Raw genomic sequence first — 11828 nt, 5'->3', positions numbered from 1 at the left:
GAAGCCTCGCCGGCCGCCTCGTCCGCGTCCGCGGGACCGGTCGTGTCCTCCTGCTCCGACTCGACCTCCAGCGAAGGCGCGGACGGCTGGGCGAGGGAGCCGGGGAGGGTCATCCAGACGGGGAGCGGCGGCTCGGAGTCCGGGGACCGGCGCGGGTTGGGCAGGGGATTGGGATTGTCAGTCATCGGGTGCTTTCTCCGCGGATTCCTCGTAGTCGTCGCCCACCGCCACGTCCCCGTCGTCGGCGCCGGTCCAGGTCACGTGCAGCTCCCCCAGCGGCTCGATCTGCTCGAACGAGACCGCCGACTCCCGGAACAGCTCCAGCACGGCCAGGAACCGCGCGATGACCTCGAAGGTGCCCTCGCAGTCGGCCACCAGGGCGCGGAAGGTGGCCCGCCGCATGCGGCGCAGGTGCATGACGAGGATGGCGGCCTGCTCCTTGACGCTGGCCAGCGGCTGGTAGATGTGGGCGACGTTGACGGTGGGCGGCAGCTTCGGCGTGAAGGCCTTGGCGGCGATCCTGGCGAGCTGCTCGGGCCCGATGCCCAGGATCAGCTCGGGCAGCAGGTTGGCGAACTGCGGCTCCATCGGCGCGGTACGCGGGAAGCGCAGCGCCTCCTCCGCCATCCGCCCCGCGAAGACCTTCGCGACCTCTTTGTACGCCTTGTACTGCAGCAACCGCGCGAACAGCAGGTCCCTGGCCTCCAGCAGCGCCAGGTCCTCCTCGTCCTCCACCTCGCCGGACGGCAGCAGCCGGGCCGCCTTCAGGTCCAGCAGCGTGGCCGCGACCAGCAGGAAGTGGCTGGTCTGGTCGAGGTCCCACTCGGGCCCGCGCGAGCGGATGTAGGCGATGAACTCGTCGGTGACCTTGGAGAGCGAGACCTCGGTGATGTCCAGCTTGTGCTTGGCGATGAGGCCGAGGAGCAGATCGAAAGGTCCCTCGAAGACGTCCAGATGGACCTGGAATCCCTGGGGTTCGTTCTGCTCGGCGGTGGTCACCTGGCCATTGTGGCAGGCTCCGACCAGCGGGCCAGCACCTCACGCGCCAGCTCACGGTAGGCGTTGGCGCCGAGGGACGACGGGTCGAACGTGGTGATCGGCTCGCCGGCGACGGTCGCGTCGGGGAAGCGCACCGTCCGGTTGATCACGGTGTGGAACACCTTGTCGCCGAACGCCTCCACCACGCGGGCCAGCACCTCGCGCCCGTGCAGGGTGCGGGCGTCGTACATGGTGGCGAGCAGGCCCTCGATCTCGAGGTCCTCGTTGAGACGCTCCTGCACCTTGGAGATCGTGTCCATGAGCAGGGCCACGCCTCGCAGCGCGAAGAACTCGCACTCCAGCGGCACCATCACCCCGTGGGCGCAGGTCAGTGCGTTGATCGTGAGCAGGCCCAGGGACGGCTGACAGTCGATGAGGCAGACGTCGTAGTGCGGCAGCAGCGGCTTGATCACGCGGCCGAGCACCTGCTCGCGGGCGACCTCGGTGACCAGCTGGACCTCGGCGGCCGACAGGTCGATGTTGCTGGGCAGCAGGTCGAGGCCCTCGACGCCGGTCTCCAGCAGCACGTCTTCGGCGGTGACGCCGCGCTCCATCAGCAGGTTGTAGACGGTCAGGTCGAGCTGGAGCGGGTTGATGCCCAGGCCGACGGAGAGCGCGCCCTGCGGGTCGAAGTCGACCAGCAGCACCTTGAGGCCGTATTCGACCAGCGCGGCGCCCAGGTTGATGGTGGTCGTGGTCTTGCCGACCCCGCCCTTCTGATTGACCATCGCGACCACGCGCGCCGGGCCGTGCACGGCGGGCGGCACCGGCTCGGGGAACACCGGCCGGGGCCGCTGCGTGGGCCCCAGGTTGACGCCATTGGAAGGCGCGTTGGTCTTCGTGTCGCCCCAGGGGTTGTCGGGGGTCCCCGGGGTCGAACCCTTGGTCGTCACAGTCACCAGCTCGAACCTCCCTGACGATCCCGAACCGGACCGTCCGGACGGACACTATGGCGTCACCACTTAACGCGGCAAGGCGGCACGCCGTCCGCGCCGCACGTCGCAAAAGACTATAGATCACTGCCGGGCACGGGGATGCGCCGCAGCATAGACTTCGCGGAGCTTGTCGACCGTCACCAGGGTGTAGACCTGGGTGGTCGTCACCGAGGCGTGACCGAGCAGCTCCTGGACCACCCTAACGTCCGCGCCGCCGTCCAAGAGATGGGTTGCGAAGGAATGCCGCAGTACGTGCGGACTTATCCCGGCGAGTCCGGCGCGTTCGGCGGCGGCCTGCAGCACCTCCCACGCACCCTGCCTGGTCAGGCGCCCGCCCCGGGCGTTCAGGAAGACGGCGGGGGTGCCGCGTCCGTGGGCGAGCAGACCGGGCCGGGCCCGGACCAGGTACGCGTCCAGCGCGGAGCGGGCATACCGCCCCAAGGGCACGATCCTGACCCGGCCGCCCTTGCCGCGCAGGCGTACCTGGTCGTCCTCCAGGTCGTCCACGGCCAGGCCGACGGCCTCGGAGATGCGGGCGCCGGTGCCGTACAGGACCTCGAGGAGGGCCCGGTTGCGCAGCGTCAGGGGCGCGCCGTCGGGGCCGGAGGCGGCGATGAGCCGCTCGACCTCGTCCACGGTGATCGCCTTGGGGAGCCTGCGGGGCTGGCGCGGCGGGCGCACCTGGTGGGCGGGATCGTGGGTGGTGACCCCTTCGCGCAGCGCGAATCGGTGCAGCCCGCGCACGGCGGACACGGCGCGGGCGGCCGAGCTGGCCACGAGGGCCGGGTGCTCGCCGTCGCCCTCGCGCAACGCGGCGAGGAAGGCCTGGACGTCGGCCTCCCCCACCTCGTCGAGCTGAGCGCGGCCCCGCGCCTGCAGGTGTTCGAAGTATCGGCGCAGGTCACGACGGTAGGACGCGAGCGTGTTGGCAGCCAGGTCCCGCTCCACCGCCAGATGGGCGAGGTAGCTGGAGAGCACTGCCTCCACGAACCCGTCCTTCCGTCACGCCTCCGGGGCGTCGGCGGGGCGCAGCGTTGCGAAACCCTCGACCGAAGCCGCATATGCGGCGAGGATACCGGCCACGGTCGCGGAATTGTGGATCATTCCCATGAGCGCCCTCTCGACCGCGTCGGTCAGGGGGATCCATTCGACCGGCATGCCGATCTCCTCGTGCTGGTGGACGAAGCCGTTCTCCTCGTCGGGGATCTTGGTGAGGTCGCGGGCGAGGAAGACCCGGACGCGCTCGTCGGTCATGCCCGGTGAGGAGCGCAGGTCGATGAGCGTGTGCCAGGTCTCGGCCCGGTATCCGGCCTCCTCGGCGAGCTCGCGGGCGGCGCCGGCCACGAGCGGTTCGCCCGCCACGTCGCGGATCCCCGCCGGCAGCTCCCACATCAGCTGCCGGGTGGGGTGGCGGTACTGCCTGATCATCAGGACGCGGTCCTGGTCGTCGAGCGCGAGCACGGCGACGGCGCCGGGATGCACCACGTAGTCGCGGTCGGCGACCTCGTCGCGGGGCATCCTGACGCTGTCGGTGACCACGCGGATGACGTAGCCCTCGAACCGCTCCTTGGTCTCGACGACCTCCCACGCTTCGGGCGTGTCCTCAATCTTCACGGGCTCACCTTCGCGCCGACCCGGCTGTCGGCGTACGCCAGCGCGGCGCTGATGAGGCCCTTGAACATCGGGTTGGCGCGGGTGGGGCGGGAGCGGAACTCAGGGTGGGCCTGGGTGCCGATGTAGAACGGGTGGACGTCGACCGGCAGCTCGGTGTATTCGACCAGGCGGCCGTCGGGCGACAGCCCGGAGAAGACCAGGCCGACCTTCTCCAGCTGCTCGCGGTAGGTGTTGTTGACCTCGTAGCGGTGGCGGTGGCGCTCGTCGGCCTTGGCCTTGCCGCCGTACAGCTGCCGGGCCAGCGTGCCCTCGCCGAGCTTGGCGGTGTAGCTGCCCAGGCGCATGGTGCCGCCCATGTCGCGCTCGCCGGCGACGACGTCTTCCTGGTCGGCCATGGTGGAGATGACCGGGTGCTTGGTGTCGGGGTCGAACTCGGCGGAGTTGGCGCCGGGGATGCCGGCCATGTTGCGGGCGGCCTCGATGACCATGCCCTGCATGCCGAGGCAGATGCCGAGCAGCGGGATCTTGTTCTCGCGGGCGTGACGGATCGCGCCGATCTTGCCCTCGATGCCACGCACGCCGAATCCGCCGGGGATGAGCACGCCGTCCACGCCGTCGAGCTCGCGCTCGGCGCCGTCGGGGGTCTCGCAGTCGTCGCTCTTGACCCAGCGGATGTTGACCCGCGCGTCGTTGGCGAACCCGCCGGCGCGCAGGGCCTCGGTGACCGACAGGTACGCGTCGGGCAGGTCGATGTACTTCCCGACGAGCGCGATCGTGACCTCCTTGGCCGGGCGGTGCACGCGGCGCAGGAGCTCCTCCCACTCCTTCCAGTCGACGTCCCTGAACGGCAGGCCGAGCCGCCGCACGACGTACGCGTCGAGCCCTTCGGAGTGGAGCACCTTCGGGATGTCGTAGATGGAGGCCGCGTCCACGGCGGAGACCACGGCGTCCTCGTCCACGTCGCACATCAGGCTGATCTTGCGCTTGATCGCCGTCTGCACGGGCCGGTCGGACCGCAGCACGATCGCGTCCGGCTGGATGCCGATGCTGCGCAGCGCCGCCACGCTGTGCTGGGTCGGCTTGGTCTTGAGCTCTCCGGACGGGCCGATGTACGGCAGCAGCGACACGTGGAGGAAGAACACGTTGTCGCGGCCCACCTCGTGCCTGATCTGCCGCACGGCCTCGAGGAAGGGCAGCGACTCGATGTCGCCGACCGTGCCGCCGACCTCGGTGATGACCACGTCCACCTCAGGACCGGCCATGCCCCTGATGCGGTCCTTGATCTCGTTGGTGATGTGCGGGATGACCTGGACGGTGTCGCCCAGGTATTCGCCCCGCCGCTCCTTGGCGATGACGTTGGAGTAAATTTGGCCGGTCGTGACGTTGGCCGAGCCGTGCAGGTCGGTGTCGAGGAACCGCTCGTAGTGGCCGACGTCGAGGTCGGTCTCGGCGCCGTCGTCGGTGACGAACACCTCGCCGTGCTGGAACGGGTTCATGGTCCCGGGGTCGACGTTGAGGTACGGGTCGAGCTTCTGCATGGTGACCCGGAGACCGCGTGCCTTGAGGAGGCGACCGAGGCTGGATGCCGTGAGCCCCTTGCCGAGACTGGAGGCGACACCGCCGGTGACGAACAGATGCTTGGTTTGCGATGCGCTGCGCAAAGGGGCTCCCGTGGCTCGAGGTGTGGTCGAAGTGTCCACGGGCTCTCAGGATATCAAACAACGCCCCTCACATGCCCGAACAGGCATGACCTAGCGGTAACTTTGGTCCTTATGTCATTAGTACGGCGGGCCGCGGGCGCGCTGATTCACCGCGCCTATCGGGCGATCCGGCACGCCGGCGCGATCACTCCGGGCTCGCCCGCCGGTTACCGGTTCCGGCGGCTGGGGGACGGTGTCTGCATCGCGTTCCCTCCGGGCGCGATCTTCGGCGAGCAGTGGATCGAGATCGGCGATCACACGCTGATCGGCGAGCGGGTGTCGCTCTCGTGCGGCATGATGCCCGGCCACGACCTCGGAACCGGCTCGGTCCTGCGCATCGGCCGCGGCTGCTCGATCGGCCGGGGCTCGCACGTGGTGGCCCACCAGTCGATCGACATCGGCGACGACGTCTTCACCGGGCCGTACGTCTACATCACCGACCAGAACCACGTCTACGACGATCCCGGGATCCCCATCGGCAGGCAGTGGCCGCGCAACAGCCCGGTCTCGATCGGCTCGGGCTCGTGGCTGGGGACGGGGGCCATCATCCTGCCGGGGACCACGCTGGGCCGGCAGTGCGTGGTGGCGGGCGGCGCGGTGGTGCGGGGCGAGTTCCCCGACCACAGCGTGGTGGCCGGGGTGCCGGCCAAGCGGGTCCGCGGCTACACGCCGGAGCTGGGCTGGCACTCCCCCAACGGCCGCCTCCCCGCCGACCACACCGCCCACTGAGCTCAGTGCACTGAGCACACGATCCACCCGGCCATCCATACGCTGACCACGCCGACCGCGCCACGCGCCTCCGCGCCGTGGCCGCCGTGGCCGCCGTGGTCTGCCGCGCCCGACGCGATCCCGCGCGCGGCGGGTGCGATGCGCCTCCCCGGCAGGTCCACGGCATGGGGCCGGCGGCGTGCCGAGCTCGGCCACGCCGGATGAAGGGCCATCGCCGAGACGCCGCCCCCGCCGACCTGGGGCCGGCGTGCTGAGCGGCCGCGCTCGTGACCGGGCGGCGGCGGGTGGCATGGCGGCCGTCCCATCGCAGGGACCGGGGTGCTGCTGGAAGGTGGTCCACGCCGGCGTCGCCCTCCCCCGAGCGGGCCGACATCCCAGCCCTCGCGCCCCCAGACGGGCGGCATCCCAGCCCTCGCGCCCCCAGACGGGACAGCATCCCAGCCCCGCTCGCCCCCAGACGGGGCAGCACCCCGGCACCACTCGCCCCCTGATGGGACGGTGAGTCGGCGGCGGAGGCTCAACCCCAGCGGGCGGGGAGAGCCGGTCCGGGTGGGTCGCGATCACGTGTTCGGGCGGACGTGCGGCCGGGGGATGGACCGAACATCGTTCTGACCGTTAGCGTCGTGTCATGCGGACCGCCATCTGTGAGCGCCTGGGCATCGAGTTCCCCCTGTTCGCCTTCAGCCACTGCCGGGACGTGGTGGCGGCCGTGACGAACGCGGGCGGTTTCGGGGTCCTGGGCGCGATCGCGTACTCACCGGAGGAGCTCGACACCGAGCTGACGTGGATCGACGAGCGCGTGGGCGGCCGGCCGTACGGCGTGGACGTGCTCGTGCCCGGCAAGATCGACGCCTCGGCGCTGGACCGGCGCGCGCACCTCATGGACTTCATCCCCGACCGCCACCGCGACTTCGTCACGCACCTGCTGGGCAAGTACGGCGTGAGCGCGCCCGCCCAGCCGCTGACGGCGGCCGCGGATGAGCTCGGCAGGCGGGTGACGGCCTCCGGCGCGACAGGCCTGATCGACGTCGCGCTGAAACACCCGATCGGGCTGATCGCCAGCGCCCTGGGCCCGCCCCCGCCCGAGATGGTGGCCAAGGCCAGGGAAGCGGGCGTGCCGGTGGCCGCGCTGGTCGGCACGGTCGAGCACGCCCGCAGGCAGGTGGCGGCGGGCGCGGACCTCATCGTCGCGCAGGGCACCGAGGCCGGCGGGCACACCGGTGAGATCTCCACCATGGTGCTGGTGCCGCAGGTCGTGGACGCGGTCGCCCCCGTGCCGGTGCTGGCCGCGGGCGGGATCGCGTCGGGGCGGCAGATGGCGGCCGCCATGGCGCTCGGCGCGGAGGGCGTGTGGTGCGGGTCGGTGTGGCTGACCACGGAGGAGGCGGAGACGGCGCCCGCGGTCAAGCGGAAGATGCTGGCGGCCTCGTCGCTCGACACGGTCCGGTCGAGGTCGCGTACCGGCAAGCCGGCCCGGCAGCTCAAGTCGGCCTGGACGGAGGAGTGGGACTCCGGCCCCGAGAGCCCGGGGCCTCTGGGGATGCCGCTGCAGATCCTGCTGTCCGAGGGGGCGATGGCCCGCATCGGCGCGGCGGCGGAGAAGGGCGAGCCGGGGGCGGTTGAGCTGGTCAACTACTACGTCGGGCAGGTGGTGGGCCAGCTGAACCAGGTGAAGCCGGCCCGCGACGTGGTCTACGACATGATCAGCGAGTACGGCGAAGCGGTGGAACGCCTGGCCCGCCTGTCGGAGTGAAGACGTACAGGTAGGGGTGGCGGGGCCGGATCGTGCCGTCGGCGGCGGCCTTGGCCAGCGCCAGGGCGCCGTCGGCCGAGGTCCCGAGCGGCGGCGTGAACCGCGCCTCCGGCAACGCCTCGCGCACGGCGCTCAGGAACGGCTCCATCAGCAGGTCGGCGGCGTCGAACAGCCGCCCGCCCCAGGAGAAGACCGGTTCGAGCCCGCCGGCGGCGGCCACCGCGGTCAGGCCGAGCTGCCGTCCCGCCTCGGTCCAGATGCCCCGGGCGACCGGATCTCCCGCCCGCGCCGCCTCGCCGACGCACGGCGCGAACGACGCCAGGTGATGCGCCGGGGACCCCGATTCGTAGACGAGCGCCACCAGATCGAGGGGCTCACCGAACCGGGCGGTCATGAGGTCGAGCAGGACGGCCGAGCCCCCGGACCGGCCGTCGTACGCGCGCAGGGCGGCCTGCAGCCCCTGCGTGCCGATCCAGGCGCCGCCGCCCTGGTCGCCGAGCAGGTGCCCCCATCCGTCGGACTGGTTCCATACGCCGTTCAGGTCGGTGCCGAGCGTGATGACGCCGGTGCCGGCCGCCACGACCACCCCGGGCCGGAACCCGAGTGCGCCGACGTGCGTGGTCACCATGTCACCGGCGACCACCAGAGTCCCGATCCGGAGGCGCTCGCGCAGCGCGTGCCACAACACGCCCGGCTCCCTGACCAGCCCGGGCAGCCCGGTCACCCCGACCGCCATGGCGTCGAGGCCGCCGACGGCGCCTGTCTTCTCCGCGATCTCGGCGATGCGGGAGGCGAGCCGGTCGAGGTCCACCCGGCCCTTCTCGCGGGGCACCGGCGCCGCGTCCTCCCCGTACGCGCTCTCTCCCGCGGTCTCGATCCGTACCCTGATGCCTCCGCCGCCGACGTCCACCCCGGCGTGGCCGCCGCGGCTCATCCGGCGCGCCCGCGCAGCGCGGCGACGGCCGCCCGGACGCCCGGGTGTGCGTCGAGCGCGGCCCGCGCCGGCTCGGGCGGGCAGCCGGTCAGCAGCCGCACGAGTGCCTCGGGGATGCGCCCGTCCGCCTCGGCCAGCGCGGCGCGGCAGGTCGCCGCGTCCTCGCCGGTGGCCTCGGCGAGCAGGCGCACCGCGCGCTCGCCGAGCTTGGCGTTGGTGGCCACCAGCCCCACCATGAGGTTCCCGTACGTCCGCCCCGCCTTGATCATGAGTGCCGTCGAGAACGCGTTCAGCAGCACCTTGGTGGCCGTGCCGGCCTTGAGCCTGGTGGACCCGGTGAGCGCCTCCGGCCCGGTGTCCGCGACGACCACGATGTCGGCCAGGTCGCGGAGCGGCGCGTCCGGGTTGCAGGTGACCAGCACCGTGAGGGCGCCCGCGGCGCGGGCCGTGCGGAGGGCGCCGGCGACGTACCGGGTGGAGCCGGACGCCGTGATCCCCACCGCCACGTCGTCGTCCCCGAGGGCCCGGGCGTCGGCGGCGCCCAGCGGCTCGGCGTCCTCGCGGTCGACGGACGAGTCGGTGATCGCGGCGGCGCCGCCGGCGAAATGCGCGGTGAAGAGGTCGCGCGCCACCCCGAACGTGGGCGTGATCTCGGTGGCGTCCAGCACCGCCAGCCGCCCCGACGCGCCGGCGCCGAAGTAGTGTACGCGCCCGCCCCGGCCCAGCCGGAGATGCGTCTCGTCCACCGCCCTGGCGAGTGGCCCGGTCGCGGCGCGGGCGGCCTCGACCGCCCGGGCGTCCTCGTCCAGCAGCAGCCCGAGCACGTCGCCGGAGGCCAGGGTGTCGATGGCGGCGGTGCGCGGGTTGCGGCGTTCGGTCGGTGGTGCCGGCTGGGGCATCGTTCTCCTCATCGATCGTGTTCGTACGGCTCGGCGAGCGCGCCCGCGTAGGCGGTGAACAGCCGCCGCGACTCCGTGGCCAGGTCGCCGAGGTCCCGCGGCACCGGAGCCGGGCCTTCGCGCAGGAACGCCTCCGCGCGGTCGCGGAGCCGTTCCCGCAGCTCCGCCTCGGCCTCTTCGGGTGCGGCGAGCGCGCGGTCGAGGCCGCTCGCCCACAGCTCCCAGCGATCGCGGTAGTAGCCGCCGACGAGCCCGCTCCAGTGGCGGCCCGCGTAGTCGTCGAGCAGCGGACTGTCCGACGTGCCCCACACGGTGATGATGCGCCGGGCGTTGTCGGCCAGGACGTCGCGGTCGGCCGGATCGGCGGCCCACGACGTCGCCTTCGCCTCCCAGTGCTGGAAGCTGTATTCGGGCCGGCAGGCCAGCACGCGCTCCAGGTCGTCGAAGACCCGCAGGAACCGGCCGATCTCAGGCCCGCCGGCCGCCCCGAGCGCGACCGACCGCTCCACGGCGTCGGCGTGGAAACGGTCGGCGACCCTGGCCATGAAGGCCACGGCCACCTCGACGAGATCGTGCCCCAGCGGTCCGGCCAGCAGGCCGGGATCGTGCTCGGCGGCCTGGATCAGCCGTTCCCACGCCCGCGCCAGCACGGCCGGGTCATACCAGAGGGCGCGGGCGGCGCGGGCTCGCGCATCCGCCACGCCGCCGTAGGTGGGGCCATAGGTGGGCAGGGTGACGATGACGCCTCTGAACCGGTCGGGAGGGGCGATCTGCACGCTGTCCGGGGCGTAGATCGTGTCCAGGAGATCCCTCCAGGCCGCCTTCAGCTCGCCGCCGCCGGTGCCGTAACGCTGGGTCACGAAGGCGTCGAGCCAGGTTTCGAGGTCGGGCACCGCGTTCCAGATCTGGTCGGCGACGAGCTCGAAGAAGACGGGGTTGTTGCGGGTGGCCTCCATGGACAGGCCCAGACCGGCGGGCGGGTTGTCCGCGGCCAGCGCCGCGTCGATCCCGGCCGTGAGACCGCGCAGGTCGGCGCCCGGATCGGTGCGGCCGCCGAAGTTGAGCAGCGCGCACCAGAGCCACGGTTTGCCGGAGAACCCCTCGAAGCGGCCCCACAGTGGATCGTGCTCCGCCCACAGGTCGGCCACGAGCATCCGATCGTCGGGGATCGCGTCGAGGAAGGCGGTGACGCGGTCCTCGGTCCAGAAGTCCCGCTGGTAGGAGAACGGCCAGGCCTGCATGAGCCAGACCGCGTCCGGGTCGGCGGCCCGCAGGCCGGCCAGCGTCGCCGCCGCCACGGCCCCGGGGAAGGCGGGGTCGGCGTCGATGGGGATCATCTCGATGAACGGGTCGGCGGCGTAGAGGTGATCTGTGCCGAAGAGCTTGATCTGCGCGCGGGCGATCTCGGCGCCGATCCGCTCGTACAGCGGGTCGGCCGGGTCGAGCACCCAGGTCTCGAACCCCTGCCAGTCGCGGCGGCCGGCCCGGGCCGTCGCGGCGATCTCGCGTGGGACGTGCCCGGTGAAGGCCGGCAGCACCGGGGTCATGCCGAAGGCCCGCTCGCGGTCGACGATGCGCGCCCCGAGCTCGCGATGGCTCTCGATCCAGGACGAGGACAGCGGCCCGGCGAAACCGTCGAGGCAGCCCATGAACTGGAACGGCAGGTAGCCGGGTCCTCCCAGGAAGCTCCTGATCGTGTCGTCGTCGAGCCCGAGGAGGGAGTAGGCGGCATGCAGGGCGGCCTCGTGGCCGGTGACGGCGAGCGGCATGGTGATGCCGTGCAGGGCCATCCAGTCGATCTCGCGTTCCCAGTCGGCCCAGTCCCAGTACGGCATCGTGTAGCTGAAGGTGCAGAAGTTGAAGTAGTACCCCTCCCGGACCCGCGCCGTCCCCCGGCGGGGCGGGGCGTCGGGAAGGGCCGTCAACGGCAGCGGCAGCCGCGTGTCCCAGCCCACGGACATGCCGCAGCGCTCCCGCAGGTAGTGATGGAGCGCGACGGAGGCGCTCACCCCGTCCGTCGCGGCGACGATGAGCGTCCCGCCCCTGGCCTCGTACGCGTACCGGCGTTCGCCGTCGCCGTCGCGCGCGGTGAACCGTACCGACTCCGCCACAGGCCCCAGCACGCGACGGGCGAGGCCGCGCACGGCGTCCACCCACTCGCCGTCACCCGGCAACATCGCAGGTCACGCCCCTCGACTAATTAGTTCCGTACGGTACATAATTAAT

The 11828-nt window shown here is 72.1% G+C and carries 10 protein-coding genes; 2 read left to right on the top strand and 8 right to left on the bottom strand.

Going from position 1 to position 11828, the window contains the following annotated elements; all coding sequences use genetic code 11:
* Window positions 1–177: 177 nt before the first annotated feature.
* The 5 genes from ID574_RS44220 to ID574_RS44200 all read right to left on the bottom strand — a co-directional run bounded on the left by ID574_RS44220 (window position 178) and on the right by ID574_RS44200 (window position 5248).
* Window positions 178–999: a segregation and condensation protein A gene (locus ID574_RS44220; RefSeq protein ID WP_188195034.1), complete on the bottom strand. Its 822-nt coding sequence runs from the start codon at window positions 997–999 to the stop codon at window positions 178–180.
* Window positions 996–1931 carry a ParA family protein gene (locus tag ID574_RS44215; protein WP_442939402.1) on the bottom strand — a complete coding sequence of 312 codons (936 nt, stop codon included), beginning with the start codon at window positions 1929–1931 and terminating at the stop codon, window positions 996–998. Before ID574_RS44215 ends, ID574_RS44220 begins: the two co-directional genes overlap by 4 nt.
* Window positions 1932–2054: 123 nt before the next feature.
* Window positions 2055–2960 carry a site-specific tyrosine recombinase XerD gene (gene xerD, locus ID574_RS44210; protein WP_188195032.1) on the bottom strand — a complete coding sequence of 302 codons (906 nt, stop codon included), beginning with the start codon at window positions 2958–2960 and terminating at the stop codon, window positions 2055–2057.
* Between the two features lie 15 nt (window positions 2961–2975).
* Entirely contained in the window at window positions 2976–3587 is a 612-nt protein-coding gene (locus ID574_RS44205) for an NUDIX domain-containing protein (protein ID WP_188195031.1), read from the bottom strand.
* Window positions 3584–5248 (bottom strand): CTP synthase, encoded by a 1665-nt coding sequence (locus ID574_RS44200; RefSeq protein ID WP_188195030.1) that lies wholly within the window; start codon window positions 5246–5248, stop codon window positions 3584–3586. Before ID574_RS44200 ends, ID574_RS44205 begins: the two co-directional genes overlap by 4 nt.
* A 111-nt stretch (window positions 5249–5359) precedes the next feature.
* Here ID574_RS44200 and ID574_RS44195 point away from each other — a divergent pair, with 111 nt between their 5' ends.
* Both ID574_RS44195 and ID574_RS44190 read left to right on the top strand, forming a co-directional pair.
* Window positions 5360–6016 (top strand): acyltransferase, encoded by a 657-nt coding sequence (locus ID574_RS44195; protein WP_188195029.1) that lies wholly within the window; start codon window positions 5360–5362, stop codon window positions 6014–6016.
* Window positions 6017–6644: 628 nt separating this feature from the next.
* A complete protein-coding gene (locus ID574_RS44190) occupies window positions 6645–7769 on the top strand; it encodes an NAD(P)H-dependent flavin oxidoreductase (RefSeq protein WP_188195028.1) in 1125 nt (374 codons plus the stop codon).
* On the opposite strand, the gene ID574_RS44185 is transcribed toward ID574_RS44190, so the two are convergent.
* From ID574_RS44185 to ID574_RS44175, 3 genes are read right to left on the bottom strand one after another with little or no spacing between them, the layout of a single operon-like run.
* Window positions 7720–8703 (bottom strand): N-acetylglucosamine kinase, encoded by a 984-nt coding sequence (locus ID574_RS44185; protein ID WP_188195027.1) that lies wholly within the window; start codon window positions 8701–8703, stop codon window positions 7720–7722. The genes ID574_RS44190 and ID574_RS44185 overlap by 50 nt on opposite strands.
* The gene (locus ID574_RS44180; RefSeq protein ID WP_188195026.1) at window positions 8700–9602 is read right to left on the bottom strand and encodes an N-acetylmuramic acid 6-phosphate etherase; all 903 of its coding nucleotides are present in this window, start codon (window positions 9600–9602) and stop codon (window positions 8700–8702) included. The genes ID574_RS44185 and ID574_RS44180 overlap by 4 nt, the downstream gene beginning before the upstream one ends.
* 8 nt (window positions 9603–9610) lie before the next feature.
* On the bottom strand, window positions 9611–11779 hold the full coding sequence (locus tag ID574_RS44175; protein ID WP_188195025.1) for an alpha-N-acetylglucosaminidase: 2169 nt from the start codon (window positions 11777–11779) through the stop codon (window positions 9611–9613).
* Between the last annotated feature and the right edge of the window lie 49 nt (window positions 11780–11828).

This window comes from Nonomuraea sp. SYSU D8015 (assembly GCF_008065375.1).
Classification (GTDB): Bacteria; Actinomycetota; Actinomycetes; order Streptosporangiales; family Streptosporangiaceae; genus Nonomuraea.
This window is presented reverse-complemented; position numbering and strand designations above follow the sequence as displayed.

Bases quoted from the DNA above. Each gene is read 5' to 3' on its own strand.
- ID574_RS44195 (WP_188195029.1), top strand. From the start codon at position 5,360: ATGTCATTAGTACGGCGGGCCGCGGGCGCGCTGATTCACCGCGCCTAT.
- ID574_RS44190 (WP_188195028.1), top strand. From the start codon at position 6,645: ATGCGGACCGCCATCTGTGAGCGCCTGGGCATCGAGTTCCCCCTGTTC.
- ID574_RS44185 (WP_188195027.1), bottom strand. From the start codon at position 8,703: ATGAGCCGCGGCGGCCACGCCGGGGTGGACGTCGGCGGCGGAGGCATC.
- ID574_RS44180 (WP_188195026.1), bottom strand. From the start codon at position 9,602: ATGCCCCAGCCGGCACCACCGACCGAACGCCGCAACCCGCGCACCGCC.
- ID574_RS44175 (WP_188195025.1), bottom strand. From the start codon at position 11,779: ATGTTGCCGGGTGACGGCGAGTGGGTGGACGCCGTGCGCGGCCTCGCC.